The following is a 26,408-nucleotide window of genomic DNA, read 5'->3' on the forward strand; positions in this document are numbered from 1 at the left end:
TTGGTGGAGGCCCTGCCAGCTACATCCCGGCACACACGTCACTCGCTACGGCTGCTTCCTTCCGGATCTGACCGAGTTCACCAGTTAGTGTTGCGGGAGAACCAACAGGGCCCCCATTGACGGCTTCTTGAATTGCGAAGCGGTGGGCATTATCGGTGATGGCCAGGCAAATAGCAAGCCAACCGGGAGCAACCGCTGTTTTCTTACCCATCTCCCCCTATCGCGCACTCGTTTGGATTGGTTACCAAGCAGCAATGTTGCTAAATTGTCAGGAGCGAAATATTCGCCGCCCAACTCATCACGCAGGAAGAGAGCCATGCAACCAGAAGACGCAACCTTCAGCCAGCGCATATTTCATATCCTGGCCGCCATTCCTCCTGGCAAGGTCACCACCTACGGCGAAGTTGCACGGCTGGCAGGCTCACCCCGGGCGGCACGCCAGGTTGGCGGCGTATTACGGCGTTTACCAGAGGGCAGCACCCTACCCTGGCACCGGGTCATTAACCGCCACGGGCAGATCTCACAGCAGGGTGAAGATTTTCAGCGCCAACGGCAGGCGTTACTGGCAGAGGGAATTATTTTCGGCCCGCAGAGCACGGTTGATTTTGAACTGTATGGTTGGCACGGGTAAAAAAAACAGCCTCTGGCCAGAGGCGCAAAGGCTGTCAGATGCAGGCACTGCTGCTTACGGAGCTGGGGTCGGAGTGACCTGAACCGGAACGTTTTGTACCGGTACCAGCAGCAGATCGGCCTGGGTCCCATTGCGGTTAATCACTTCCTGGATCGTGTCGGTGATAAACATCAACTGGCCATTCACCGTAATCGCCGCGCTCAGGATGATACGCGCATTAGGCTGAATGTCCGCAGGGTTATACGGTAGCGTAAAGCGGAACGGACTCTGCATACCCTCGGTACGTATCGCCTGCTGTGAAATCACTCGTGAAGGGGCATCAGCAAGTGATGCATCGGACAGGGTCACGGTCAGTACCGCATCCGGTGGCAGCGCGATACGCTGACGAATATTAACTGAGCCCTTGACCACCGGGCCTTGGATCTGCGTTTGCGAGGCCGCAGCGTTAGCCGTCTGCGTTGGCACATCCGCATTCTTGTGGGCACAGCCTGCCAGTGTGATCGTCAATGCAGCTGCTCCCCCTACCATTTGCCAGAGTTTCATGGGTCGGTCTCCTTTATTATTAGTTACATGCTAGTGGCTTAAACCACCACACTGATTAAACCTAGCACAAAATACTAACAACTGCCTATCGGACTAGACCTAAATAGCCCGAAGGGCTCATGACGCATGCCTCTGGCTGCAACAGCTTCCTCCGCCGAAATAACGCAATATATTGACGTCCTGCCATCATATTCAGCACACTGCGCAACATGATAACTAAAAGGATCGCCACTTTATGAGCCAGGCACTGCACAACCTCCTCGAACTGCTGGATTTGGAAAAAATTGAAGAAGGTTTATTTCGTGGCCAAAGCGAAGATCTGGGGTTACGCCAGGTCTTTGGCGGTCAGGTGGTCGGCCAGGCGCTGTATGCTGCCAAGCAAACCGTTCCTGCGGAGCGTATCGTTCACTCCTTCCACAGCTATTTCCTGCGCCCTGGGGATAGCAGCAAACCGATTGTTTATGACGTAGAAACCCTGCGCGACGGCAATAGTTTCAGCGCGCGGCGCGTTAGCGCCATTCAAAATGGCAAACCCATTTTCTATATGACGGCCTCTTTCCAAAGCCCCGAGCAGGGTTTTGAGCACCAAAACACCATGCCGGATGTTCCACCGCCGGAAGGATTGATGTCGGAGTCAGAAATTGCACAAAAGCTGTCGCATATGCTGCCGGAAAAGGTGCGCGACAAATTCATTGGCCCGAAGCCGATCGAAATGCGCCCGGTGAAATTCCACAACCCGTTGAAGGGCAGCGTGGAAGAGCCTTATCGCCATGTCTGGTTCCGCGCCAATGGTACCATGCCGGACGACCTGCGGATCCATCAGTATCTGCTTGGCTACGCCTCTGACTTCCACTTCCTGCTGACGGCGCTACAGCCGCATGGTGTCGGTTTCCTAGAGCCGGGAATGCAGGTGGCGACCATTGACCATTCAATGTGGTTCCACCGTCCGTTCCGCATGGACGATTGGCTGCTGTATGCGGTAGAAAGCACCTCAGCCTCAGGTGCCCGTGGCTTTGTGCGCGGCCAGTTCTACACCCGCGACGGTGTGCTGGTAGCCACGACTGTGCAAGAAGGCGTGATCCGCAAGCGCGATATTTAAATGAAAAAGGGGCGATGTTTCCATCGCCCCCTCAGGGTTTAATTCAACGTATTTTACTGGTTGTAAGCATTCTCGCCGTGGCTGTTCACATCCAGGCCTTCGCGTTCCTGCTCTTCCGGTACACGCAGCCCCACCACGGCCCCGGCGACCTTAAAGGCGATAAACGCGGCCACGCTTGACCACACCAGCGTCACAACAACGCTCATCAACTGGACCCATACCTGATGCCCCATGGTAACGCCATCGGCATAGCCCGTTCCGCCCAGTGATGAGGCGGTAAAGACACCGGTCAACAGACAGCCAACGATACCGCAAACCCCGTGCACACCAAACACATCGCAGGTGTCGTCTACTTTCAGCCATTTCTTCAGCGTAACCACGCCCCACAGACCAGCAATACCACCTACCAGGCCGATAATCAGCGCACCGCCTACACCCACGGTACCTGCCGCTGGCGTAATCGCAACCAGACCAGCGATACAGCCCGAGCAGGCTCCCAGCAGAGAAGGTTTGCCCCGTACGACCCACTCGGCAAAGGTCCAGGAGAGGATTGCACCGGCAGTGGCTATTACCGTATTGAGGAACGCCAGCGCTGCAATACCGTTGGCCGCACTGGCTGAACCGGCGTTGAAGCCAAACCAGCCGATATACAGGATCGAGGCTCCGGTAAATACCATCGGCAGGTTGTGTGGCTTGAAGGCCTCTTTACCATAGCCGGCACGTTTACCCAACAGATAGGCCCCCACCAGACCAGCGCTCGCGGCGTTGATATGCACCACGGTACCGCCCGCAAAATCCAACGCGCCGTCGGTTGCCAGGAAACCACCGCCCCAAACCATGTGCGCGATTGGCAAGTAGGAAATCGTGAACCAGATGGCGGCAAAAATAACCACCGCAGAGAAGCGGATGCGCTCAGCAAAGCCGCCCACCACCAACGCCACGGTAATGCAGGCGAAGGAGCACTGGAACGCCACGTGGATCATCTGGCTAAAGGTGCCGGTCAGGCTATCTATCCCGATCCCTTTGAGCATCACCGTCTGGAAACCACCGAAGAACGCGTTACCTTCGCTGAACGCCAGGCTGTAGCCGTAAATAACCCATAGCACACACACCAGGGCAAAGGTGACGGTCACCTGAGTCAACATTGAGAGGACGTTCTTCGAGCGCAACAGACCGCCGTAGAACAGCGCCACACCCGGTAAAGTCATAAACAGCACCAGCGCGGTGCAAATCATCATAAAGGCGTTGTCCGCCTTGTCTGCCACCGCCGGAGCGGCCAGAGCCAAAGAAGGAACCAGGGTTACCAAACTCAGGCCCAACGTGGATAACAGTCTTTTCATTATCAATCCATCCCCATTCAGTTGACTGAGCCTGCGATCACAGAGCCGCTTCGTCGGTTTCGCCGGTACGAATTCGAATCACACGTTGCAATTCGGCAACGAAAATTTTGCCGTCACCGATCTTGCCGGTGTAGGCCGCCTTGCTAATCACATCAACCACTTCATCCAGTTGGTCATCGGCAATAGCGATATCAATTTTGACCTTAGGTAAGAAATTGACGCTGTACTCTGCTCCGCGATAGAGCTCGGCATGACCCTTCTGGCGGCCAAAGCCTTTGACTTCGGTTACGGTCAGCCCCTGAATACCTACAGAGGATAAAGCTTCACGCACGTCCTCTAACTTGAATGGTTTGATCACCACGGTAACCAGCTTCATATTGCCTCTCCACGATTAAGCCCAAAAACTTACCCCCGGTACGAGTCACATAAAGCAAAGGCTGTGCCACAAATTATTTTTTATTTAAATTCAATTGATTATATAGAAATACCCACAACCAGAGGCCAGCACTGGACGAAAGCAGAGATCGCAGCCGGAAGATTGCGCACTTTTTTGGTGCATTACGCGTTGGGAAAGTGCAGTAGGAGGGAGTTGAAAAGCGCTATTGCCTGTTGGTGGTGCGGGCTCCTGGAGCGGAGCCCTTGCTTAAGATTATGCGGGCTGAGTTTCGACAGCAGCCAACTCTTCGCCCACCAGCTGTAGCTGATACATCTGGTAGTAGCGGCCCTGTTGTGCCAACAACTGCTGATGGTTCCCCTGCTCCACGGCATGACCGCGATGCAGTACCAGAATAGAGTCGGCATCCACAATGGTTGAAAGGCGGTGGGCGATCACCACCAGCGTCGTCTGCTCGCGGATCAGCCGTAAGGCGCGTTGGATCGCCTGTTCGGTGCCGGAATCTATATTGGCAGTCGCTTCATCCAGGATCAGGATCTGCGGTGCCTGGACCAGCACACGCGCCAAGGCCAACAACTGCTTCTGTCCTACGGACAGGTTATTCCCCTGCTCCCCCAGGCGCGTATGGATCCCCTGAGGGAAGCTACGCACCAGTTCCCCCAGTTGCACCGTTTCCAGCGCCTGCCAGACCGCCTCTTCGCCGATAGAGCGACCAAGCGTGATGTTTGCCAGCACCGATTCCGCCATTACCACCGGATCTTGCTGCACCATGGCAATGCCTTGGCGCAGGGTACGATGAGAAAGGCTGGACAACGGGCGGCCATCCAGACGAATTTCCCCTTCGCTCAGCGGGTAATAGCCCATCAACAGGTTAGCCAGGGTGCTCTTTCCGCTGCCGGTATGGCCCACCAGGGCAACAAAACCCCGTGACGGCACCTGCAACGAGATATGTTGCAGCACTTTTTTGTCGCTACGGTAGGCAAAGCTCAGGTCGCTGATATCGATACGGCCACTCGCCAACGGGCGATCGTCACTGCCATAGCTCTGCTGGCTGCGATCCATCAGCTCGAAAATACGCTCACCGGCCACCACGGCCTGCTGCAAAATCGATTGCTGGGCGGTCAGCTCAATCAACGGTTCGTTCAAACGGCCAAGATAGTTGATGAAGGCATACAGCACCCCCACGCCAATCGCGCCTTCACCGCTGAAGCCAAACAGCATCAACAGGCCACATAGCACCAAGGCAGAGAACAGGCTAAGCAGTGGCCGTAACAGAAAACCATCCAGGCGCAGCGTCTGCATCCGGGCGGTGTAATGCGAGCGGCTGGCCGCACTCATGCGCTCGCCAAAACGGATCTGCTGACGGAACTGCTGGATCACCCCCATGCCGCTGATCACTTCGTTGAAGCCATCGTTGATATCCGCCAGGTAGCTACGCATCCGCCGCACGATCGGCGTGCTGTAATATTGATAGATCCCCATCACCACCATCACCGCCGGGAAAATGCAGATCGCCACCAGCGCCATGCGCCAGTCCAGGCTGAACATCGCCACCAGCATCGCCCCGATCAGCGCCGCACTTTTCAGTACCGTGGACACCACCATCACATACAGATCTTTGATCACTTCGGTATCGTTGGTCACCCGCGAGATCAATTGCCCAACAGGCTGGGTATCAAAGGCGCTCAGCGGTTGGCGCAGGGCTGCATCCATCACATCGGTGCGTAACCGTTGTACCACCCCGACCGCCACCCGATTAAACAGGATGGCCTGGAAATAGTGCAACGCCGCAGCAAGCAGTTCCAGCAGGATATAAGCCACCGCCAGGGAACTGACGATCATCAGCGGCAGCTGTCCTTTGGCAACGTAGTTATCAATAAAGTAGCCGATCAGAATTGGCCCGGCGACTTCCGCCGCCGCCGCTACCCACAACATCAATACCGCCAATCCCAGGGGTTTACGATAAGGCGAGCCATAAGCCAGCAAACGTTTCAGCGTTGGCCACATAGTTTGTATCTTACTCATCGGCCAAAACCTCCTCGGAGCTATCAGGAGCCTCATCCAACGCCGCTTCCAATTGCTGATAACGATGCATGTCGCGATACCAGCCAGGCTCACTAGCCAATTTCCCATGCTGCCCGCGCTGTACCACCGAGCCGTGTTGCATCACCAGGATTTCGCTGGCTTCCGTCAGGGCCGAAAGGCGGTGCGCGCTGATGATCACCGTGCGGTTTTGCCCCCAACTGCGCAGGTTATGCAGGATCTGGTGTTCGGTGCGCCCATCCACCGCCGAGAGGGCATCGTCGAGGATTAGAATTTCCGCCTCCAGCAGTAGCGCCCGCGCGATGGAGATACGCTGTTTTTGGCCGCCAGAAAGCATCACGCCGCGCTCACCCACCTCGGTCTCGTAACCCTGAGGCAAACGCAGAATATCTTCATGCACGCTGGCCAGGCGCGCGGCCTGTTCAATCTGTTCCTGAGTGGCCGCCGGGTTGCCCAAGGCGATATTATTGGCCACGCTATCGGAGAACAGGAACGGCGTCTGGCTAACGACCGACAGGCGTGAACGCCACTCGTCGAGCTTGATCTGGGTGAGTGGCAAGCCGTGATAGCTGATATGGCCGTCATCAATATCAAACTGACGCTGGATCAACGAAAGCAACGTCGATTTACCCGAACCGGTAGGCCCACACAATCCCAACATTTGCCCAGGCTGCAGCTGTAACGCCACGTCATGCAGCGCGGGTTTGTTGGTTTGCGGATAATGGAAAGCGTTGATTTCCACACTCAGGTTGCCGCGCCCGGCGGGCAGATCGAGTTCACCATCCTTCACGGCCGGTGCCTCTTCCAGCAGGCTGCGGATACGGCTATAGGCGGCACTGCCGCGCTCGACGATGTTGAACATCCAGGCCAGCGCCAGCATCGGCCAAATCATCAGGCCGAGGTACATGACAAAGCTGGTCAGCTGCCCCAGCGTGAGGGAACCGTTAACCACCATCCAGCTACCGCCGCCGATCGCCAGCAGGTTAGCCGCACCGATAGCGATGTAAATCGTCGGATCAAAGCGCGCATCAATTCGCGCCACGTGCATATTCTTCGCGCCGGTTTGCGCTGCCACTTCGGCAAACTGGTTGGACTGATGATCCTCCAGGCCAAAAGCCTTGATCATACGGATGCTGGTCATGCTCTCCTGTGCCTGATCGTTAAGGCTGGAGAACGCGGCCTGCGCCGACTTGAAACGCTGGTGCAACTGATCGCCATAGTATTTGATGACGATCGCCATGATCGGCATCGGGATCAGTGAAAGCAGGGTCAATTGCCAGCTGATCTGGGTGCTCATCACGATCAGCACCGCCAGCCCCATCACCAAAGAGTCCACCAGCGTCAGCACGCCTTCACCGGCCGCAAACACTACGCGGTCAACGTCATTGGTCGCTCTGGCCATCAGATCGCCGGTACGGTGGCGCAGATAGAAGGCCGGGTTCTGGCGGCTGAGTTGACGATAGAAGTTTTCCCGCAGTTCGACGGCCAGTTGGTAGGAAGCCCCAAACAGCAGCACTCGCCACACGTAGCGCAGCAGATAAACCACAATGGCGGTACCAATCATTAACCCCAGCCAGGCCATCAGTACCTTGTTGGACATCTGATCCTTGGTGACACCATCAACAATGATGCCAACCAGCTTAGGCGGCAGCAGTTGCAGGATGGCAATGGCAATCAGTAGCACCACGGCCCCGAGGTAGCGGCGCCACTCGCGGCGGAAATACCAGCCGATTTGAGCAAAGAGTCTCACGCAGTTTTATTCCAGACAGTATCCGACAAATTCCCGGCTGCAGCCCTGCAACCTTAACATTCAACAGTAGAGTGACGATTTCACTCTGGCACGGGTAGCGCCGTGGTGTATTTGATTTTTTCCATCGCGAAGCTGGAAGTGACATCAATCAGCCCCGGCACGCCGGTCACCAGGCGTTTATAGAAATTGTCATAGCTTTTCATGTCCGCTACCTCGACCTGCATCAGGTAATCATACTCCCCCGCCATACGGTAAAACGCCAACACTTCCGGCATCTGCGCGGTGAGATCGACAAATTTCTGATACCACTCGCTGCTGTGCTGCTGGGTTTTTATCAGCACAAACGCCGTCAGGCCAAGCCCGAGCTTTTCATTATCCAGCAGCGCGACACGCGCGCGAATGTAACCTTCATCTTCCAGCCTTTTTAGCCGTTTCCAGCAAGGCGTTGAGGTCAGATTCACCGCTTCGGCCAGCACTTGCAGCGATTGCGTACAGTCCTGTTGCAGCATGCACAACAGTTTACGGTCTGTTTTATCCAACATAAGGTGATTTCATAGAAAATATTTCTCCCATTAGGCGATTAAACAGGAAAAATGGCAATCCTTTTTTCTCGCTGAACCGCTATGCTACTGCATAAATTAAGACCCTATTTTGAGGCCAGATCATGACAAACGCTTGGGTAAAATATGCTATTGGTGAAATAGAAGCGGATTTCCAACGCTCCGCCGATACGCACTTGATCCGCTTGAACCTGCCGGAATTTCCCGGCATCTATCTTTACCTGAAAGATGAAAGCACCCATCCCACCGGCAGTCTGAAACACCGCCTGGCGCGTTCGCTGTTTCTTTATGGGCTCTGTAACGGTTGGATCAACCAGAACACGCCGATTATTGAAGCCTCATCGGGCAGCACGGCGGTATCTGAAGCCTATTTTGCTCGCCTGCTCGGCCTGCCGTTTATCGCGGTAATGCCTTCCTGCACGGCTAAACGTAAGGTCGAGCAAATCGCCTTTTACGGTGGCCGCAGCCATTTTGTCGATCATGCTGCCCAGATTTATGCGGTGTCAGAGGAGTTGGCCAAAGAGCTGAACGGCCATTATATGGATCAGTTCACCTTTGCCGAACGCGCCACCGACTGGCGTGGTAACAACAACATCGCCGACAGCATTTTCCGCCAGATGGAGCGCGAACCGCACCCGGTTCCGAAACACATCGTGATGAGTGCAGGCACTGGCGGCACTTCGGCAACGCTGGGGCGCTACATTCGCTATCAAGGGCATGATACCCAGCTCACCGTGGTCGATCCGGAAAACTCGGTGTTCTACGACTGCTTCCATCATGGCGATCGCACCCTCATCGGCAGCTGTGGCAGCCGCATCGAAGGGATTGGTCGCCCACGCGCCGAACCGTCGTTTATCCCTTCGGTGATCGACAACATGATGCGCGTGCCTGATGCCGCCAGTATCGCCACCATTTACTGGTTGGAAGGTATTCTTGGCCGCAAGGTAGGCGCGTCCACCGGGACCAACGTCTGGGGAGCACTGCAACTGGCCAGGCAGATGCGGGATAAAGGCGAGCAAGGTGCCATCGTCACCCTGCTATGCGACAGCGGTGAACGCTATCTGGATACCTATTACAACAGCGACTGGGTCAGCAACCATATCGGCGATCTGACGCATTACAGTACCCAACTGGCTAACTTGTTAGAAAAGTAAGTTATTAAGTTATTAATACGAAGTTCAGGGGATAAAAAAAGCCGGGTAGTCATACCCGGCCGGCTGTAATGCTAATACCTCAGAATTCGGGGGAATAGGTGAGGTGTGGTGAACGCAGCCAATGTTGTAAATAGTGAGCCACCGCCTGCTGTTCGCAGTGGCCGATAACCTGTAGTTGGGGCAGTAACGATTTCAACTGTGGCAGGGCATTGCCCATCACCACGCCGTGCCCGACTCCCGCCAGCATTTCCTTATCATTCATCGCATCGCCAAAGGCCATGCAATCAGCCAGCGTCAGCCCCAGATGGCGGCTCAGCCTGTCCAATGCTGCTCCCTTGTTGCACGCCTTTGGCAGCACTTCGAGGCAATCATAGGCCGAGAAGCACAAATCGACACGGGTACCGAAATGTTCACTCAACTGTGCCTGGAGTTTGACCAGTTCTTCATGAGGGGCACAGAAACAGACTTTGCTGTTGCCAAACGCGGGCAGACGTCGCAAATCGGTGAGTTGGAAATGAAAGCCACTGAGATGATGTGCAGCCAGCATTTCCGGCACCGCGGTTTCGGTCAACCATCCCTCATCACGAAACACGTGCATGCTGGCAGAGGTGCGCCAGTGGGTATGCAACACCTCTTCGGCAATCTCAGCCGGTAAGTCGGTAGCATGCAGTTGCTGCCCTTGCTGATCATAGACACGAGTACCGTTACCGGTGATCAGGTAACCTTGTAAACCCAGTTGCGCCATGATCGGCTGGGCATCGAGGTAATGCCGCCCGGTGGCAAAGGTCACCACCATTTCCCTGTCGATAAGCTGCTTTAACGCGCTCAGCGTTTCCGGCCCGACACGGTGATCGGGGGTCAGCAGGGTGCCGTCCATATCGAAAGCGGCCAGGCGATACATAGGAACCTCGTAAATGTGAGCACAATGGCAATCAACGCAGTATGGGGTGGTATTTGCGGAAGTAATAGTGAACAATTTGCCTAAACGCTTCCTGATTTATCTTTCATCACTTGTCCCCTTAGGATAACGCTATGCGCCTGGTTCATCGCCTCGGTCAGTATCAACGTTTGTACCACCAGCTAGGCAGCGCGCCGGTGGCGATCACGATCGGTGAATTAGCTGCGATCTTCTATTGTAGCGAGCGGCATGCACGCACTCTGGTGCAGCAGTTGCAGCAACAAGGCTGGCTAAGTTGGCAATCACAGGCCGGCAGGGGGAAACGCGCGCAGTTGCAGTGCCTGAAAACCCCCGATGAACTGCGGACTGCGCATCTCCAACGTTTACTGCAACTGGGCGATCATCAGGGGGCCTTGGAAATGGCGCAGCTGGCGCCACAGCATCTGCAAGAGTTGCTAAGCCCCCACCTCGGCGGCCAATGGCAGGAGGGCAGCCCTACGCTGCGTATCCCTTATTACCGCACATTGGAAAAGCTCGATCCGTTGACGCTAAGCGGCCGTGCGGAACAGCATCTGGTGGCGACCGTTTATGCCGGTTTGACGCGCTTCAATACCGGTTGCCCCGAGCCACAGCCCGATCTGGCCCATCATTGGCAGATTAGCGAAGACGGCCTGCGTTGGCAGTTCTTTCTGCGCAGCCAGCTGCGATGGCATAACGGCGAGGCCTTGACGGGCCAACAACTATTGCAAACCCTCAACGCCCTGCAACACCATCCGCGCAGTCAGCCATTATTGAGCAGCGTGGCGGCAATCAGCCTGCCGCATGCGCTATGCGTCCAGTTCGATCTGCAAATGCCCGATTATTGGCTGGCGCACCGGCTGGCGGAACTGCCCTGCCTGATGACACATCCAGAGTTACCGAGCCTCGGCGCAGGCCCGTTTAAGCTGGCACTAAACGAGCCGCATATGGTACGGCTGGAACAGCATCCTTACTACCATCTGCAACATCCTTATCTTGAAAGCATCGAATACTGGATCACGCCAGAGCTGCCAACCCGCAGTACCGACACCAGTTGCCAGCACCCGGTACGCATCACCATCGGCCAGCAGGAAGAACTGGCACAGGCGCGGCCGGTACAACGCAGTATGAGCCAAGGGTGGTGCTACCTGGCAATTAACCAGCGCCGTGGCGTACTGAGTGAGGCACAAGGGCAAAAGCTGCTGATGCTGATCCAGCGCTCCGGGCTGCTGGCCAGTTTGCCCATCCAGCAAGGCGTGATCATGCCAAGCCATGAAATGCTGCCGGGCTGGGCGATCCCTGAGCATGATGTCAGACAGGATGTTGAGCTGCCCCCTCGGTTGACGCTGCTGTACCATCCACCGATCGAACTAGAGAGCGTAACTCAGGCTTTGCAACAATTGCTGGCGGAGCATGGCTGCCAATTAGAGGTCCGCTATTATTCCGGCAAACGTTGGCAAAGTACCGAGCAGATAGCCCAAGCCGATCTGTTGCTGGCCGATAACCTGATTGGTGAAGCTCCGGAAGCGACGTTAGAAAGCTGGCTACGTCGCGATTTGCTGTGGCAAGGGATTTTGCGAGAAGAGGATTGGCAATACCAACAGCGAACCCTGCAACAGATCCAGCAATGCCCAGCACCACCGCAACGTTACAGCCAGCTAAAAGCGTATTATCAACAGTTGATGGGGGCCGCGATCCTCACCCCCCTATTCAACTATCAGTATCAGGTCAGTGCCCCTCCCCGTATACATGGCGTGATGCTCACCGCCTACGGCTGGTTTGATTTTTGCCAGGCTTGGCTGCCACCGCCGCTGGATGATTAGGTTGCCCTACGCTGTGGCGAGCATTTCTGATAGCATCCCCACATGTGTGTTATAAAGCCCAATAGCGCCAGGTTCAGGCCAGTAACGCTGTAACCTGGCAGTAAAGGGCATAAACCGGCCGCCCGAATGTGCATCGGGAATGGCCCTAGCCAGAAGGTAGAATTATGAAACGCGCAGTCGTCGTTTTTAGCGGTGGACAAGACTCCACGACCTGCTTGATCCAGGCATTGCAACAGTATGATGAAGTTCACTGCATCACGTTCGATTACGGCCAGCGTCACCGCGCCGAAATCGAGGTGGCCCAGGCCCTATGCCAAACCTTGGGAGCCAAGGCGCACAAGGTTTTGGACGTTGGGTTGCTCAATGAGTTGGCCATCAGCAGCCTGACTCGCGATAACATTCCGGTCCCCACCTACGACAGCTCGCAGACCGATGCCTTGCCAAGCACCTTTGTGCCGGGGCGCAACATCCTGTTCCTCACTCTGGCGGCAATTTATGCCTACCAGGTGGAAGCCGAAGCCGTGATCACCGGCGTGTGCGAGACTGATTTCTCGGGCTATCCGGATTGCCGCGACGAGTTTGTTAAGGCCCTGAATCAGGCCATCGTGCAGGGGATCGCCCGTGACATTCGCTTTGAAACTCCACTGATGTGGCTCAACAAGGCTGAGACCTGGGCGCTGGCGGACTATTATCAACAGTTGGAACGTGTTCGCCATGAGACGCTCACCTGTTATAACGGCGTTCAAGGCGACGGTTGTGGTGAATGTGCGGCCTGCCACCTGCGCGCCAACGGATTGCAGCAGTATCAGCAGGACAAGGTCGGCGTGATGGCCAGCCTGAAGCGGAAAACCGGCTTGGTTTGAACTCGTTTATGGGCGGCGATAGCGTCGCCCAGTCAATCAGGCCTGCTGATCCTTTTGTTGTAGTGCCACCAGGTGTTCACGCAGTGCGCCTTCAATCGGCAGTGCCCGCTGGGTTTTCAAATCGATACAGACAAAGGTCAGCGTCGCGTCGGCGACCACGGTCCCCTCCGGCTCCAGCAATACCTGCTGGCTCAGCACGCCGCTCTTGCCATTGAGTTGCAGCATCTGGCTATCGATACGCAGCTTATCCCCCAATACGGCAGGCTTACGATAATTGATATTGATGTTCACCACGATAAACGCGATGTTGTTTTGCGTCATCCAGTGGAAAGCATCCAGATCCTCCAGCCATTCCCAGCGCGCCTCCTCCAGAAATTCAAGATACCGGGCATTATTAACGTGTTGATAGACATCAAGATGATAGCCACGAACTTTGATATAAGTCTGCATAGTGAAACAACCGCTCCTGCTCTGGTGATAGCGAATTAATACCGGCATACCCGTTCAGTATTATCCCTCCTTGCTGGCAGCATGCTTGTACCGCAGGGCTTGGCAAAGAGTTTGCGATGGATGACTGGTATGACCTGTAAAATGTAGCAGAGCAGCGCGGCTGCGAGAGCACTTTGCCACGCAGCCGCGAGCGGGATCACATTTTCAGCCGATCACGATTTCTTTCCACCAGGGAGGGGCCGATCCCCGGCACCTCCTGTAGCTGGTCTATTTCGCTAAACGGCCCGTTCTGTTCGCGGTAGCGCACTATGGCCTCCGCCTTTTTCAGCCCTACGCCGTTCAACACGGTGGCTAGCGCCTCTGCATCTGCCTGGTTAATGCTGACCTTGGCTTCACCCTCGCTTTGCGCTTCAAGGCTGACCTTAGGCGACACCACCGCGGCCTGTGGTTGCCCTTGAGAGGGTTTCTCTGCGGCAATGGCCGAGCTCCCTATCAGGCCAAACAACGCCGCCGCCAAGAGTAGCTGGCGAATAACGGTAAAACGGATAATGGCTTTATTTTCGCTAAGTTGCATGCTGTATCCTCCTTGTGTTTGACAGCTTGGATACCTTGCCGCAGCGGCGGAAGATCGGCAAATGGCAGAGTTTAAATGTGGAAAAGGCCGCGAAAGCGGCCTTTGAGTATTGCAAGCTGTTGCAAAGAAATGCGGTGCTTATTCCCGTCCACTGCAGGGAGGAATACGAGCGCAGCATGCTGCGCCCCCTACAAAACCAGAGAGCGGAGATTACGGCTGTTGCTGCTCAGCGGCACCCATTTTGATCTTGGCTTCTTTGCGCAGGTTAGTCAGCAGGGCATCGAAGGTCACGCTAGCGCTTCCTTTCTCCATGTTGCTGACGAAGGTTTTCATTTCGTCTGCTGGCAGAGTGCCTGGCTTAACGCTATCCAGAGTGATCAACACCACGTTCCCTTGAGCATCCTGTGACATGCCGTAAACCACTTTACCGGCTTCCGGGTGCGGCAGTGCGAAAACGGCTTCCACAAGTTGGCTGTCTTCCGGGGCGCGTGCCATTTTCTGTACGCTGCCGAAGCTCAGACCAGCGGCTTTCATCGCCTCATCGCCTTTGCCCTGCTTCAGCTCAACCAGCAGTTTTTCACCCTGCAGCTTGGCTTCTTGCAGTGCCTTGTTGTGTTTGACCATCGCGGTTACGCGATCTTTCACCTTGTCGAAAGGTTCAATCCCTTCCGGCTGATGGGCCACAACGCGAACCACGAATGCACGGTCACCGTCAACGGTGATGACGTCAGAGTTGCTGCCTGGTGCGCCGTTCTCGCCAATCAGCGAACCATCGAAGATGGCCTGCACAACCGGCTTGAAGTTCAACGCAGCAGGTACCGAGTCACGGGTAAACCATTCGGTGTTAGCCGCCTTGATACCCGCAGCTTCTTCCGCTGAGGCCAGGGACTCGTTATCGCTGGTCGCCGCCTCGCTGACTTTCTGCTGCAGCGCATAGTAGGCATCTACCGCTTTTTCCTGCTTGAGCTGCTTGGCGATAGCATCATGCACTTCGCTCAATGGCTTCACCAGCGCTGGCTTGATATCATCCAGGCGCACGATCAGGTAACCCACTGAAGACTTCACTACGCCAGACAGTTGGCCTTTCTCGGTCAGGTTTGCCTGTTTCAGTTCGTCTGCCGTGGTATCTGGTTCCATCCAGTCCATTTCGCCACCGGTACGGCGCGAGATGATGTCGGTAGATTTCTCTTTCGCCAACGCAGCGAAATCGCCACCGTTTTTCAGCTCTTCCAATACCGCTTTGGCATCCGCTTCGGTTTTCAGCTGGATCACGCTGAATTTTTTGCGTTCCGGCTGGCCAAAGCTGCTCTGGTGCCCATCGTAATAGGCGCTGATATCCGCTTCGGTAACGGTCACAGTATCCTGCAATGCCGCGGCATCCAGCGGGATAAAGCTCACTTTCACCTTCTCTGGCGCGATGAAGCTGTTTTTATTCTGCTCGAAGAAGGCCTTCAGCTCTTCGTCGGTGACGGTTTGCTTGGCCATCATGGCATTGAGATCGATCGTCGCCAGACGCACATCGCGCTCTTGCAGAACCAGGGCAACCATAGACTCTGCTTCGCTGGGTGGGACGATATCGGAACCGCCAAAGCCCTGGATCATCTGCTGGTTGATTAACCGCTGGCGTGTATATTGCGCATATTGATCGGCGCTAAAGCCCGAACGGGTAATCAGGTCGAGATATTTGGCGTTGTCGAACTTGCCGTCCGTCTGGAAATAGCTTTCTTGACGGATGGCCTCTTTCACCTGATCGTCACTGGCGCTCAGGCCCAGCGTCTTCGCGTACTGGTCCAGCAGCGACTTGTCGATCAGTTGAGACAGCACCTGCTGGCGCATCTGCTGCATGTAGCCTTCGTTGCCAGCCATGGCAGAGAAACGGTCACCCAGTTCCTGCTGCATCCGGCTACGTTCACTCTGGAAAGCCTGTTCCAGCTGGGCGCGTTCGATCACCTGGCCATTTACTTTCGCAGCGTAATCGCCGGCACTTCCCTGATAGCTGACTACTCCAGTCAAAAGAAATGACAAGATAATCAGCCCCAGGATGATTTTTAGCACGACGTGGTTAGCAGCCGCGCGTAAATTGTCCATCATAGTGTGACAACACTCCGCTGTGATATGGATTAACAACCCTTGTGCAGGCGCGTTCCCTGCGACAAAAATAAAAAAAGCGCATCAACCTGATGCGCCTTATATCTTACCTTACCAATACCGCTGCGTCAGGTGATTGTTTACCGGCGACGCGATGCGATTAAACGCCGTAATCAGTTTACTGCGTCTTTCAGGGCTTTCCCTGCACGGAAAGCCGGAACTTTGGCTGCCGCGATTTTAATCTCTTTACCCGTTTGCGGGTTACGGCCGGTACGAGCTGAACGCTCACGCACGGTGAAAGAACCGAAACCAACCAGAGCCACGTCATCCCCTTCTTTCAAGGAATCGGTAACGGAAGCAATAATGGCGTCCAAAGCACGCCCTGCTGCCGCTTTAGAAATATCAGCACCCGCGGCAATTTTGTCGATCAGTTGTGACTTATTCACTCTATCATCCCCTCTAGAATTCAAAACGTCGCACCGAAAAAATCCCTACGGTTACGACAGCGCTGCTGTTATATCAATCCCGTCGTGCCTTGGCAAGCCACCAAACGGCAGCGAAACGCGAGCCGACAGGGATCTAACTTAGCGGCACAAAAAAATACTGGCAAGTCCGAATTGGCTTGCCAGCATGAGTTTTATCAATGGTTTTTGCTATACGTCACTATTTTACCGCTACCGGCTGTGCGCCGAAGGCCGGATTGACCAGTGCGATGTTCAAAACTTCATCGATCCGCTGTACCGGATGGATCTCCAGATCGGCAATGACGTTGTCCGGGATCTCTTCCAAATCGCGCTTGTTCTCGTAAGGGATCAGCACGGTTTTGATACCGCCACGGTGTGCCGCCAGCAGCTTCTCTTTCAGGCCGCCAATCGGCAACACATGACCACGCAAGGTGATCTCGCCGGTCATCGCCACATCGGCGCGCACCGGGTTGCCTGTCAGGCAGGAAACCAGCGCGGTACACATTGCAATACCGGCGCTTGGGCCGTCTTTCGGCGTCGCCCCTTCGGGCACGTGGACGTGGATATCACGTTTTTCATAGAAATCGGCGTTGATGCCCAACTTCTCTGCACGTGCACGTACCACGGTCAACGCGGCCTGGATCGACTCCTGCATCACTTCACCCAAAGAACCGGTGTAGGTCAGCTTGCCTTTGCCCAGTACGCAGGCAGTTTCGATGGTCAGCAGATCGCCGCCCACTTCCGTCCACGCCAGCCCGGTTACCTGGCCTACGCGGTTTTCGGTGTCTGCACGGCCGTAATCAACACGCTGAACGCCCAGATAGTCCTTGAGGTTCTCGCCGTTGATCTCGATGTGTTTGAGCTTCTTGTCCATCAGCAGCGACTTGACCGCTTTACGGCACAACTTGGAAATTTCACGCTCCAGGCTACGCACCCCGGCTTCACGGGTGTAATAGCGGATGATGCCGATAATGGCACTGTCATCTACCGTCAATTCGCCTTTCTTCAACGCGTTGCGTTCAAGCTGCTTCGGCAACAGGTGCTGTTTGGCGATGTTCAGCTTTTCGTCTTCGGTGTAGCCAGAAAGACGGATCACTTCCATACGGTCCAGCAGCGGTGCCGGGATGTTCATCGAGTTCGAGGTCGCCACGAACATCACGTCGGACAGATCGTAATCCACTTCCAGATAGTGATCGTTAAACGCCACGTTCTGTTCCGGATCCAGCACTTCCAGCAGGGCTGAAGCCGGATCGCCACGCATGTCGGATGACATCTTGTCGATCTCATCGAGCAGGAACAGCGGGTTTTTCACCCCAACCTTGGCCATTTTCTGGATCAGTTTACCCGGCATGGAGCCGATGTAAGTCCGGCGGTGACCGCGAATCTCTGCTTCGTCACGTACGCCGCCCAGCGCCATACGGACATATTGGCGGCCGGTCGCGCGAGCGATCGACTGCCCCAGCGAGGTTTTACCCACGCCAGGAGGCCCTACCAGACACAGGATCGGACCCTTGATTTTGCTGACGCGGCTCTGCACTGCAAGATACTCAAGGATGCGGTCTTTGACGCGTTCCAGGCCATAGTGATCGGTATCGAGCACTTCCTGCGCCTTGAGCAGGTCTTTTTTCACCTTGCTGCGCGCATTCCACGGCACCTGGATCATCCAGTCGATATAGCCACGCACGACGGTCGCTTCCGCAGACATCGGCGACATCATTTTCAGCTTTTGCAGTTCCGCTTCGGTTTTCTCACGCGCTTCTTTCGGCATTTTGGCCGCTTCGATCTTGCGCTTCAACGCCTCGTGTTCATCCGGCGTGTCGTCCATCTCGCCCAGTTCTTTCTGAATCGCCTTCATCTGCTCATTCAGATAGTACTCGCGCTGGCTCTTTTCCATCTGTTTCTTGACGCGGTTACGGATGCGCTTCTCAACCTGTAGCAGGTCAATTTCCGACTCCATCATCGCCATCAGGTACTCAAGACGCTCGGTGATATCGAACATTTCCAGCACCGACTGCTTGTCGCTGAGCTTCAGCGGCATATGCGCAGCGATGGTATCCGCCAGGCGTGCAGCGTCGTCGATGCTGTTCAATGACGTCAGCACCTCCGGTGGAATTTTTTTGTTCAGCTTGATGTAGCCTTCAAACTGATTGATCGCCGTGCGCACCAGGACTTCCTGCTCACGCTCGTCGATAGCCGGTGATTCAAGATATTCAGCCTGGGCAGCGAAGTGTTCGCCGCTGTCGGAAAGCGTGGTAATACGCGCACGCTGTAAACCTTCGACCAGCACCTTGACCGTGCCGTCCGGCAGTTTCAGCATCTGTAAAATCGATGCAACGGTACCGACCGAGAACAGATCGTTAATGCCAGGTTCATCCGTCGAGGCCTCTTTCTGCGCCACCAGCATGATCTTTTTATCGTGATCCATTGCGGCTTCGAGGCACCGAATCGATTTTTCCCGGCCAACAAACAACGGGATCACCATGTGCGGATAAACCACCACGTCGCGCAATGGCAACACGGGGATTTCAATGCGTTCGGAACGCTCAGGGTTCATAGAGCTCTCTCTTAGTTTAATTTCCGCCAGGATTAGGGGGATCTCATGAGACGCCAGCATCAAACGTTTCACAAAATCTGGATTATGAGTATATGGGGATGAATCTCTGACATTCAACGGTAACAATGTAGAGAAAAAGAAAAGGGGGATAAAATCCCCCTTTTACGATTAACTTTCTGGTTTGACTGGCTAATTATTCGCCAGAAGCCTGCGCTTCCGGTTTGCCGTAAATCAATAACGGCTTGGATTGGCCAGCGATCACCGATTCGTCGATCACCACTTTATCTACGCTTTCAAGCGACGGCAGATCGTACATGGTGTCCAGCAGCGCGCCTTCGACAATCGAACGCAGACCACGGGCCCCCGTCTTACGCGTCATGGCCTTCTTGGCGATGGCGTTCAGCGCTTCCTCACGGAATTCCAGATCGACCCCTTCCAGATTGAACAACGCCTGATATTGCTTGGTCAGGGCGTTTTTCGGCTCTTTCAGGATCTGGATCAGTGCCTCTTCGCTCAGTTCGCTGAGGGTGGCAACCACCGGCAGACGACCGATGAATTCCGGGATCAGGCCAAATTTGATCAAGTCTTCCGGCTCTGCCTGCAACAGCAGTTCGCCTTCGGTGGCTTTTTCAGACTCACCCTTCACCGTGGCACCAAAACCGATACCGGAACCGGTGTTAACGCGCTGGCCAATCACCTTATCCAGGCCGGCAAACGCACCGCCACAGATAAACAGGATCTTGGAGGTGTCCACCTGCAGGAATTCCTGCTGCGGATGTTTACGTCCACCCTGTGGTGGAACCGCCGCAATAGTGCCTTCGATCAGCTTCAGCAGCGCCTGCTGCACGCCTTCGCCCGAAACGTCACGGGTGATGGACGGGTTGTCTGACTTACGTGAAATCTTGTCAATTTCATCGATATAAACGATGCCGCGTTGGGCTTTCTGCACGTCATAGTCGCATTTCTGCAACAGTTTCTGGATGATGTTTTCCACGTCCTCACCCACGTAACCGGCTTCGGTCAACGTCGTGGCATCGGCCATGGTGAAAGGCACATCCAGGAAACGTGCCAGCGTTTCTGCCAGCAAGGTTTTGCCGCTACCGGTTGGGCCGATCAGCAAAATATTGCTTTTGCCCAGTTCGATGCCATTGCTGGTATCGCCGTTACGCAGGCGTTTGTAGTGGTTATAGACCGCCACCGCCAGCACTTTTTTCGCCTGTTCCTGGCCGATAACATAATCGTCCAGGTGGTGACGAATTTCGTGCGGTGTCGGCAATGAATTACGCTCGCGATGCGGCGCAACTTCTTTAATCTCTTCGCGAATAATGTCGTTACACAGATCAACACATTCATCGCAGATATACACTGACGGACCGGCAATCAGCTTACGCACTTCATGCTGGCTTTTGCCGCAGAAAGAGCAGTACAGCAACTTTCCTGAACCGTCTTTGCGCTTATCTGTCATGAGTCAAACCTCTTCTTTTGTCTTTGTCCCGCACCATTACGCGGCGACAATGCGCCCAAACTTTATACCGGGAACGCCGATAACGCTGTTTAAAGCGAGCCAGGCCCGCTCTGAATACTATAGCCTATCTGCCCGCAAGCCGCGCGCTACCCATAACCCTTCAGGCGGCAGGTACGCTCTACAGCTTGCGGCCCTTTGGGTATAGTTTTAGCTGCGGTGCGTCAGAATGCTGTCGACCAGACCGTATTCTACCGATTCTTCCGCCGTCATGAAGCGGTCACGTTCGGTATCACGTTCGATCTGCTCCAGCGATTGGCCGGTATGCTGTGCCATGAGCTCATTCATCCGAGCCTTCACCTTCAGGATCTCACGCGCATGGATTTCAATATCCGTTGCCTGGCCCTGGTAGCCGCCCAGCGGCTGGTGGATCATCACTCTGGAGTTTGGCAGGCAGAAACGCTTACCCTTGGTGCCTGCCGTCAGCAAGAACGACCCCATGGAACACGCCTGCCCCATACAGATGGTGCTGACGTCCGGTTTGATAAACTGCATGGTGTCATAGATTGACATACCCGCCGTGATCACGCCGCCCGGTGAGTTGATATACAGGAAAATATCTTTTTCTGGGCTTTCTGCCTCAAGGAACAACATCTGCGCCACGATCAGATTAGCCATATGATCTTCAACCTGGCCGGTCAGGAAGATAATGCGCTCTTTCAGCAGGCGGGAATAAATATCGTAAGAACGCTCCCCGCGCGAAGTCTGCTCTACCACCATCGGCACCAGTGCCATGTTAGGTGCAAATTGGTCTCGTTCGCCACTGTATGACATTACCGTCTCCTAATAGAAATTGCCTTGGCGCCATTGTCTGTCGATTCTACTTGAGAACGGCCATCATGACTACGTTCAAGCCATCGACAGGCTCCACACTGATTTGACGGCGCTATCATTCCGCCAGGCGGATAAAGCGGCCCATACTGTTGTAGGAATTGGGGGGTCACAGAGCGAATTTCAAGCCCGGTGAACAATTTCACCAACATCCCTGTGTGGCAGGCAAGGTCACAACCACTGGCCTTCCGCTACCGCCACTCATCCTCGTCCTAATAAATATAGTGCATATTGCCACAGTTAAGCCGAGATTAATCAGTCACGTGGCAAAAGAAAAGCCCGTAACCAAAGTTACGGGCCTTGTAAGGAACTCCCTGCTACGGCAATGGACCTGCCATCAGGCCGTTCCTGGCATCAACCAGCATTAAGCTTGTTGAGTCTGGTTCATCAGCTCGCTGAAGGTAGTGGCTTTTTCGGTCACTTTCGCTTTAGCCAGCAGGGCTTCTACCGCTTGTTCTTCCAGAGCAACGTTACGCATGTTGTTCATCAGCTCTTTATTTTTGCTATAGAACTCAACAACTTCGCTCGGATCTTCGTAGGCGGAAGCCATTTCTTCGATCAGGGTCTTAACGCGCTCTTCATCGGCTTTCAGATCGTTGGTGCTGATCACTTCGCCCAACAGCAGGCCGACCACAACGCGACGTTTGGCTTGCTCTTCGAACAGTTCGCGTGGCAGTTCCAACGCTTGCTTCTCGTTGCCACCAAAACGCTGTGCAGCCTGACGACGCAGAACGTCGACTTCGCCGTCGATCAGTGCCGCTGGCACGTCGATTTCGTTAGCGTTGACCAGACCGTCGATAGCCTGAGTCTTGATGCGGTTACGCACGGCGCCTTTCAGTTCGCGCTCCATGTTTTTACGCACTTCGGTACGCAGACCGGCGAGAGAACCATCAGCCACGCCGAAACGCTTGATGAACTCTTCAGTCAGTTCTGGCAGCTCGCGCTGTTCAACTTTCTTCAGCACGATAGCAAACTTGGCCGCTTTCCCTTTCAGGTTTTCAGCGTGGTAATCTTCTGGGAAGTTGACGTCGATGGTGAACTCTTCACCGGCTTTATGACCCACCAGACCTTCTTCGAAGCCTGGGATCATGCGGCCCTGGCCCATAGCCAGAACGAAATCGGCAGCTTTACCGCCTTCAAACTCTTCACCGTCGATAGAGCCGGTGAAGTCAACGGTCACGCGGTCTTCAGCAGTGGCTGCGCCGTCGGTGTCTTTCCAGGTCGCTTGCTGCTTACGCAGAGTTTCCAGCATGGTATCAACATCGGCGTCGTTAACTTCAACTACAGGTTTTTCAACCTCGATGCTTTCCAGGCCTTTCAGCTCAACTTCTGGATAGACTTCGAATTCCACGGTGAAAGCGAAATCTTCGCCTTCTTTATACTCGCCCGGTACGTAGTTTGGTGCACCGGCCGGGTTGATTTTCTCTTTGATGATCGCGTCAACAAAGTTGCGCTGCATCAGATCGCCCAGCACGTCCTGACGGACGGAGGCGCCATAACGCTGTTCGACGATGTTCATTGGCACTTTGCCTTTACGGAAACCGTCGGTACGTACGCTTTTAGCTGCGTTGATCAGCTCTTTCTTTACTGCCTGATTGATAACATCAGCGGGTACAGTAATAGAGAGACGGCGCCCAAGGCCTTGAGTGGTTTCTACTGAAACTTGCATCTTGTTACCTCAAAAAAATCACAGTGCTCGGTCAACTCCGTTCCAAGAACCAGGACGGCTACATTAAAAACCGAGTTCCCTGATGTCGAGAGCGTTCCGAAACCATTCCGGAAAAAATAGACGCGACATTATAGCGGCGCAAGCGTAGCTAGTCGAGGATGGCAAGGCAGCACTGGCGCGTTAAAAATCACACTTTTGCCGATTTTTCGCCCAAATACCTTGATGCCATGGCCATCAGAGCTGCAAACGCCTTCGGCTTTGTCGTCGTCAAAAACAGCAACGGCCCGCAGGCCGTTGCAAAATTCGTCAGTAGTAATACCTTAAATACGGGTAAAAGTTCCACTGATACCGTAAATTTTAGGTATTAAGCCAGTGTGCCCGCCCCACGACAAGGTGGTGAAGCCGGAACCGTATCCTGCAGCCCTTCCCACTCTTTCAGGGTATAGGTATGCAATGCCAGCGCGTGTACGCCGTTTTCCAGTTCCTCCGCCAATACGCCATAAATGGAGCGATGCCGGGTCAGGAAACGTTCGCCGACAAAGCGGTCGCTCACCAACACCACTTTGAAATGACTTTCGGATCCCGCAGGAACGTTATGCCGATAGCTCTCATCAGTCACTTCCAGATACGCGGGTTCAAACGCCGCCCTTAACTTTGCTTCTATTTGCTCGCGGATCATAGGATCTCCTTACAACACCGGCAGGCTACCAGGTTCTACTTTAATATTAGTCGGTTTTGCCCCCTGCAGAACATGGCTATCGTAAATCCCACCGCTCTTTGCTGTAAAAAGCATCAACAAAAGCGGCTCAGTTGAGGTTTATCCGATTGAGCCTCGCAAAAAAGCCTGTTTTTATTCTGGTTGAGGAAAAATTTACGTCACGGCCACCTTCAACACTTCCCCCCGTTGTTGGCAATGCTATGATGGCGGCAATTTATCGTTGACTCTAGCGCTTTGATTATCAAGCACCCACAACCCTGCCCGCGGGCTTGAACAGCACCGGGTATAAAACCACGATTGATGAGACAGTCATAATGTTAAAAAAACTTTGTCTTCCGCTGCTGGCTGCACTGCTGTTGGCTGGCTGTGCTGCCAGCACCAATACCCTGAACGTAACCCCGAAGATCGTGTTGCCACAGCAGGACCCAACCCTGCAAGGGATCACCATCAGCATTAACGGTGCCGATCAACGCCCAGACCAGGCGCTGGCCAAAGTGAACCGTGACGGCCAACTGATCACCCTGACCCCATCGCGCGATCTGCGCTTCCTGCTTCAAGAAGTGCTGGAAAAGCAAATGGGCGCGCGTGGCTATATGATTGGGCCATCAGGTGCGGTTGATTTGCAGATCGTGGTGAATACGCTGTTTGCCGACGTTTCCCAAGGCAACCTGCGCTACAACATCACCACCAAAGCGGATATTTCAATCATCGCGCAGGCCAAAAACGGCAACAAGCAGGTGAAGAACTACCGTTCTACCTATAACGTGCAGGGTGCCTTCACCGCCAGCAATGAAAAAATCACCGATGCGGTCAACACCGTGCTGGGTGACGTCATCGCCGATATGGCGCAGGACACCAGCGTCAACGACTTTATCAAGCAAAACGCACGTTAATCAGGCAATGCGTTGCCTGTACCTTCGGGCAACGCAGACCAGGATCTCATGTCGAAACAGTATCTGAATATTTTTACCCAGCGTAATTCCGTCATTCTGTTGGTGTTGGGCTTTGCCTCAGGGCTGCCGCTGGCATTGACCTCCGGCACGCTGCAAGCCTGGATGACCGTCGAAGGCCTAGATCTGAAAACCATTGGTATCTTCTCACTGGTAGGTCAGGCCTACGTGTTCAAGTTCCTCTGGTCTCCGTTTATGGATCGCTACACTCCCCCGTTCCTTGGGCGGCGGCGTGGCTGGCTGTTGATCAGCCAGTTGCTGCTGGTAGTGGCCATCGTGGCGATGGGGTTTATGAATCCGTCACAGCACCTGTGGTGGCTGGCCACGCTGGCGGTGGTGGTGGCATTCTGTTCTGCCTCACAGGATATTGTTTTTGACGCCTACAAAACCGATCTGCTGGCGGCCGAAGAACGCGGTGCCGGGGCCGCAGTGTCGGTACTGGGTTATCGCCTGGCAATGCTGGTTTCCGGCGGGCTGGCCCTGTGGCTGGCCGATCGCTATTTCGGCTGGCAGGCGACTTACTGGTTAATGGCCGGGCTGATGCTAATTGGCGTAGCCGCTACGCTGATGGCACCAGAACCGGACGACAGCATTCCTGCACCGCGCACCCTCGAGATGGCAGTAGTCGCTCCGCTGCGTGACTTCTTCGCCCGTAACAATGCCTGGCTGATCCTGTTGCTGATCGTGATGTATAAGATGGGTGACGCCTTTGCCGGGAGTTTGAGCACCACCTTTCTGATCCGCGGCGTCGGCTTCGATGCCGGCGAGGTCGGCCTGGTGAACAAAACGCTCGGTCTGTTTGCCACCATCGTCGGGGCCCTGTTCGGCGGTGTCCTGATGCAGCGTCTCAGCCTGTTCCGCGCGCTGATGCTGTTCGGCATTTTGCAGGCAGTGTCCAACATCGGTTACTGGCTGTTGGCGATCACCGCTAAAAACATCCTGACGATGGGCAGCGCCATTTTCCTGGAAAACCTGTGTGGCGGTATGGGCACGGCAGCCTTTGTCGCCCTGCTGATGACCCTGTGCAACAAATCCTTCTCCGCCACCCAGTTTGCCCTGCTCTCGGCGCTCTCCGCCGTTGGCCGTGTTTACGTCGGGCCGATTGCCGGTTGGTTCGTGACCGCCCATGGCTGGCCACTATTTTATCTGTTCTCCATCGCGGCTGCGGTTCCAGGCCTGTTGCTGCTGTTAATCTGCCGCCAGACATTGGAGTACACGCAACGCACCGACAACTTCATGCCACGCACTGAGTTTCGTGCCGCCTACCGCTGGGCATTGCGTCTGTTGGGCATCGGCTGCTCGCTGCTAGGCGTATGGCTGCTGTTGCTGATCGCCAACGCGCTGAATTGGACCAACTGGCCCGACCTCGCCGTGCAGCTCCTGCAAACCGGTGCCATGCTGAGTCTGGTGGGGATTATCATGGGCAGCCTGTTGGACTACCTGGCGTTGCGCCGAACGCAATTAGCGTGATT

The 26,408-nt window shown here is 54.9% G+C and carries 23 protein-coding genes and 1 other RNA gene; 7 read left to right on the forward strand and 17 right to left on the reverse strand.

Annotation, left to right across the window (positions count from 1 at the left end):
- Positions 1–10: 10 nt before the first annotated feature.
- Positions 11–107, reverse strand: an RNA gene (ffs, locus tag ACMV5H_RS06045) — signal recognition particle sRNA small type.
- A 209-nt stretch (positions 108–316) separates the two neighbouring features.
- Between ffs and ACMV5H_RS06050 the strand changes: the two genes are divergently transcribed.
- Positions 317–631 (forward strand): MGMT family protein, encoded by a 315-nt coding sequence (locus tag ACMV5H_RS06050; protein WP_414821593.1) that lies wholly within the window; start codon positions 317–319, stop codon positions 629–631.
- 54 nt (positions 632–685) lie between these two features.
- Here the strand turns inward: ACMV5H_RS06050 and ACMV5H_RS06055 are convergent, their stop codons facing one another.
- Complete coding sequence (locus ACMV5H_RS06055) at positions 686–1,174, reverse strand: YbaY family lipoprotein (RefSeq protein ID WP_021180151.1); 489 nt, start codon at positions 1,172–1,174, stop codon at positions 686–688.
- Positions 1,175–1,409: 235 nt separating this feature from the next.
- Between ACMV5H_RS06055 and tesB the strand changes: the two genes are divergently transcribed.
- Complete coding sequence (tesB, locus tag ACMV5H_RS06060) at positions 1,410–2,273, forward strand: acyl-CoA thioesterase II (protein WP_021805471.1); 864 nt, start codon at positions 1,410–1,412, stop codon at positions 2,271–2,273.
- 53 nt (positions 2,274–2,326) lie between these two features.
- Here the strand turns inward: tesB and amtB are convergent, their stop codons facing one another.
- From amtB to ACMV5H_RS06085, 5 genes are all read right to left on the reverse strand, one after another.
- Positions 2,327–3,613, reverse strand: a complete 1,287-nt coding sequence (amtB, locus tag ACMV5H_RS06065; protein WP_021180153.1) for an ammonium transporter AmtB — start codon at positions 3,611–3,613, stop codon at positions 2,327–2,329.
- Positions 3,614–3,650: 37 nt separating this feature from the next.
- The gene (gene glnK, locus ACMV5H_RS06070) at positions 3,651–3,989 is read right to left on the reverse strand and encodes a P-II family nitrogen regulator (RefSeq protein WP_004949337.1); all 339 of its coding nucleotides are present in this window, start codon (positions 3,987–3,989) and stop codon (positions 3,651–3,653) included.
- A gap of 273 nt (positions 3,990–4,262) precedes the next feature.
- Positions 4,263–6,032 carry a SmdB family multidrug efflux ABC transporter permease/ATP-binding protein gene (locus ACMV5H_RS06075; protein ID WP_037375260.1) on the reverse strand — a complete coding sequence of 590 codons (1,770 nt, stop codon included), beginning with the start codon at positions 6,030–6,032 and terminating at the stop codon, positions 4,263–4,265.
- Positions 6,025–7,800 (reverse strand): SmdA family multidrug ABC transporter permease/ATP-binding protein, encoded by a 1,776-nt coding sequence (locus tag ACMV5H_RS06080; protein ID WP_059200020.1) that lies wholly within the window; start codon positions 7,798–7,800, stop codon positions 6,025–6,027. Before ACMV5H_RS06080 ends, ACMV5H_RS06075 begins: the two co-directional genes overlap by 8 nt.
- Before the next feature lie 80 nt (positions 7,801–7,880).
- Positions 7,881–8,342 (reverse strand): Lrp/AsnC family transcriptional regulator, encoded by a 462-nt coding sequence (locus tag ACMV5H_RS06085; protein WP_021180156.1) that lies wholly within the window; start codon positions 8,340–8,342, stop codon positions 7,881–7,883.
- Between the two features lie 122 nt (positions 8,343–8,464).
- Here ACMV5H_RS06085 and ACMV5H_RS06090 point away from each other — a divergent pair, with 122 nt between their 5' ends.
- Positions 8,465–9,514, forward strand: coding sequence for a PLP-dependent cysteine synthase family protein (locus ACMV5H_RS06090; RefSeq protein WP_094981194.1), 1,050 nt, complete (start codon positions 8,465–8,467; stop codon positions 9,512–9,514).
- 79 nt (positions 9,515–9,593) lie between these two features.
- Here the strand turns inward: ACMV5H_RS06090 and cof are convergent, their stop codons facing one another.
- Positions 9,594–10,415: an HMP-PP phosphatase gene (gene cof, locus ACMV5H_RS06095; RefSeq protein ID WP_414821594.1), complete on the reverse strand. Its 822-nt coding sequence runs from the start codon at positions 10,413–10,415 to the stop codon at positions 9,594–9,596.
- A 131-nt stretch (positions 10,416–10,546) separates the two neighbouring features.
- Here cof and ACMV5H_RS06100 point away from each other — a divergent pair, with 131 nt between their 5' ends.
- Positions 10,547–12,253 carry an SgrR family transcriptional regulator gene (locus ACMV5H_RS06100; RefSeq protein WP_414821595.1) on the forward strand — a complete coding sequence of 569 codons (1,707 nt, stop codon included), beginning with the start codon at positions 10,547–10,549 and terminating at the stop codon, positions 12,251–12,253.
- A 164-nt stretch (positions 12,254–12,417) separates the two neighbouring features.
- A complete protein-coding gene (gene queC, locus ACMV5H_RS06105; protein WP_414821596.1) occupies positions 12,418–13,116 on the forward strand; it encodes a 7-cyano-7-deazaguanine synthase QueC in 699 nt (232 codons plus the stop codon).
- Between the two features lie 36 nt (positions 13,117–13,152).
- On the opposite strand, the gene ACMV5H_RS06110 is transcribed toward queC, so the two are convergent.
- From ACMV5H_RS06110 to bolA, 9 genes are all read right to left on the reverse strand, one after another.
- Positions 13,153–13,566, reverse strand: a complete 414-nt coding sequence (locus tag ACMV5H_RS06110; RefSeq protein ID WP_039995774.1) for an acyl-CoA thioesterase — start codon at positions 13,564–13,566, stop codon at positions 13,153–13,155.
- A 196-nt stretch (positions 13,567–13,762) separates the two neighbouring features.
- Positions 13,763–14,140 (reverse strand): ComEA family DNA-binding protein, encoded by a 378-nt coding sequence (locus tag ACMV5H_RS06115; RefSeq protein ID WP_115158619.1) that lies wholly within the window; start codon positions 14,138–14,140, stop codon positions 13,763–13,765.
- A gap of 210 nt (positions 14,141–14,350) precedes the next feature.
- The gene (gene ppiD, locus ACMV5H_RS06120; RefSeq protein WP_414821597.1) at positions 14,351–16,231 is read right to left on the reverse strand and encodes a peptidylprolyl isomerase; all 1,881 of its coding nucleotides are present in this window, start codon (positions 16,229–16,231) and stop codon (positions 14,351–14,353) included.
- Between the two features lie 170 nt (positions 16,232–16,401).
- The gene (gene hupB / locus ACMV5H_RS06125; RefSeq protein WP_004954599.1) at positions 16,402–16,674 is read right to left on the reverse strand and encodes a nucleoid-associated protein HU-beta; all 273 of its coding nucleotides are present in this window, start codon (positions 16,672–16,674) and stop codon (positions 16,402–16,404) included.
- A 217-nt stretch (positions 16,675–16,891) separates the two neighbouring features.
- Positions 16,892–19,246 carry an endopeptidase La gene (gene lon, locus ACMV5H_RS06130; RefSeq protein WP_414821598.1) on the reverse strand — a complete coding sequence of 785 codons (2,355 nt, stop codon included), beginning with the start codon at positions 19,244–19,246 and terminating at the stop codon, positions 16,892–16,894.
- Between the two features lie 193 nt (positions 19,247–19,439).
- Positions 19,440–20,711 carry an ATP-dependent protease ATP-binding subunit ClpX gene (gene clpX / locus ACMV5H_RS06135; protein ID WP_021180166.1) on the reverse strand — a complete coding sequence of 424 codons (1,272 nt, stop codon included), beginning with the start codon at positions 20,709–20,711 and terminating at the stop codon, positions 19,440–19,442.
- Positions 20,712–20,918: 207 nt separating this feature from the next.
- Positions 20,919–21,542: an ATP-dependent Clp endopeptidase proteolytic subunit ClpP gene (gene clpP / locus ACMV5H_RS06140; protein WP_021180167.1), complete on the reverse strand. Its 624-nt coding sequence runs from the start codon at positions 21,540–21,542 to the stop codon at positions 20,919–20,921.
- A 421-nt stretch (positions 21,543–21,963) separates the two neighbouring features.
- Positions 21,964–23,268 (reverse strand): trigger factor, encoded by a 1,305-nt coding sequence (gene tig / locus ACMV5H_RS06145; protein WP_414821599.1) that lies wholly within the window; start codon positions 23,266–23,268, stop codon positions 21,964–21,966.
- A gap of 364 nt (positions 23,269–23,632) precedes the next feature.
- Positions 23,633–23,947, reverse strand: coding sequence for a transcriptional regulator BolA (gene bolA / locus ACMV5H_RS06150; RefSeq protein WP_021805484.1), 315 nt, complete (start codon positions 23,945–23,947; stop codon positions 23,633–23,635).
- Between the two features lie 353 nt (positions 23,948–24,300).
- On the opposite strand from bolA, the gene ACMV5H_RS06155 reads away from it, so the two are divergent.
- A complete protein-coding gene (locus ACMV5H_RS06155) occupies positions 24,301–24,879 on the forward strand; it encodes a lipoprotein (protein WP_065683927.1) in 579 nt (192 codons plus the stop codon).
- Positions 24,880–24,927: 48 nt separating this feature from the next.
- A complete protein-coding gene (gene ampG / locus ACMV5H_RS06160; RefSeq protein ID WP_021805485.1) occupies positions 24,928–26,406 on the forward strand; it encodes a muropeptide MFS transporter AmpG in 1,479 nt (492 codons plus the stop codon).
- Positions 26,407–26,408 lie beyond the last annotated feature (2 nt).

Source organism: Serratia sp. N21D137, from assembly GCF_047530005.1.
Taxonomy (GTDB): Bacteria; Pseudomonadota; Gammaproteobacteria; order Enterobacterales; family Enterobacteriaceae; genus Chania; species Chania fonticola_B.

What these genes read in the sequence shown, in the direction of transcription:
- ACMV5H_RS06050 (WP_414821593.1), top strand. Translation starts at nt 317, where the DNA reads ATGCAACCAGAAGACGCAACCTTCAGCCAGCGCATATTTCATATCCTG.
- ACMV5H_RS06055 (WP_021180151.1), bottom strand. Translation starts at nt 1,174, where the DNA reads ATGAAACTCTGGCAAATGGTAGGGGGAGCAGCTGCATTGACGATCACA.
- tesB (WP_021805471.1), top strand. Translation starts at nt 1,410, where the DNA reads ATGAGCCAGGCACTGCACAACCTCCTCGAACTGCTGGATTTGGAAAAA.
- amtB (WP_021180153.1), bottom strand. Translation starts at nt 3,613, where the DNA reads ATGAAAAGACTGTTATCCACGTTGGGCCTGAGTTTGGTAACCCTGGTT.
- glnK (WP_004949337.1), bottom strand. Translation starts at nt 3,989, where the DNA reads ATGAAGCTGGTTACCGTGGTGATCAAACCATTCAAGTTAGAGGACGTG.
- ACMV5H_RS06075 (WP_037375260.1), bottom strand. Translation starts at nt 6,032, where the DNA reads ATGAGTAAGATACAAACTATGTGGCCAACGCTGAAACGTTTGCTGGCT.
- ACMV5H_RS06085 (WP_021180156.1), bottom strand. Translation starts at nt 8,342, where the DNA reads ATGTTGGATAAAACAGACCGTAAACTGTTGTGCATGCTGCAACAGGAC.
- ACMV5H_RS06090 (WP_094981194.1), top strand. Translation starts at nt 8,465, where the DNA reads ATGACAAACGCTTGGGTAAAATATGCTATTGGTGAAATAGAAGCGGAT.
- cof (WP_414821594.1), bottom strand. Translation starts at nt 10,415, where the DNA reads ATGTATCGCCTGGCCGCTTTCGATATGGACGGCACCCTGCTGACCCCC.
- ACMV5H_RS06100 (WP_414821595.1), top strand. Translation starts at nt 10,547, where the DNA reads ATGCGCCTGGTTCATCGCCTCGGTCAGTATCAACGTTTGTACCACCAG.
- queC (WP_414821596.1), top strand. Translation starts at nt 12,418, where the DNA reads ATGAAACGCGCAGTCGTCGTTTTTAGCGGTGGACAAGACTCCACGACC.
- ACMV5H_RS06110 (WP_039995774.1), bottom strand. Translation starts at nt 13,566, where the DNA reads ATGCAGACTTATATCAAAGTTCGTGGCTATCATCTTGATGTCTATCAA.
- ACMV5H_RS06115 (WP_115158619.1), bottom strand. Translation starts at nt 14,140, where the DNA reads ATGCAACTTAGCGAAAATAAAGCCATTATCCGTTTTACCGTTATTCGC.
- ppiD (WP_414821597.1), bottom strand. Translation starts at nt 16,231, where the DNA reads ATGATGGACAATTTACGCGCGGCTGCTAACCACGTCGTGCTAAAAATC.
- lon (WP_414821598.1), bottom strand. Translation starts at nt 19,246, where the DNA reads ATGAACCCTGAGCGTTCCGAACGCATTGAAATCCCCGTGTTGCCATTG.
- clpX (WP_021180166.1), bottom strand. Translation starts at nt 20,711, where the DNA reads ATGACAGATAAGCGCAAAGACGGTTCAGGAAAGTTGCTGTACTGCTCT.
- clpP (WP_021180167.1), bottom strand. Translation starts at nt 21,542, where the DNA reads ATGTCATACAGTGGCGAACGAGACCAATTTGCACCTAACATGGCACTG.
- tig (WP_414821599.1), bottom strand. Translation starts at nt 23,268, where the DNA reads ATGCAAGTTTCAGTAGAAACCACTCAAGGCCTTGGGCGCCGTCTCTCT.
- bolA (WP_021805484.1), bottom strand. Translation starts at nt 23,947, where the DNA reads ATGATCCGCGAGCAAATAGAAGCAAAGTTAAGGGCGGCGTTTGAACCC.
- ACMV5H_RS06155 (WP_065683927.1), top strand. Translation starts at nt 24,301, where the DNA reads ATGTTAAAAAAACTTTGTCTTCCGCTGCTGGCTGCACTGCTGTTGGCT.
- ampG (WP_021805485.1), top strand. Translation starts at nt 24,928, where the DNA reads ATGTCGAAACAGTATCTGAATATTTTTACCCAGCGTAATTCCGTCATT.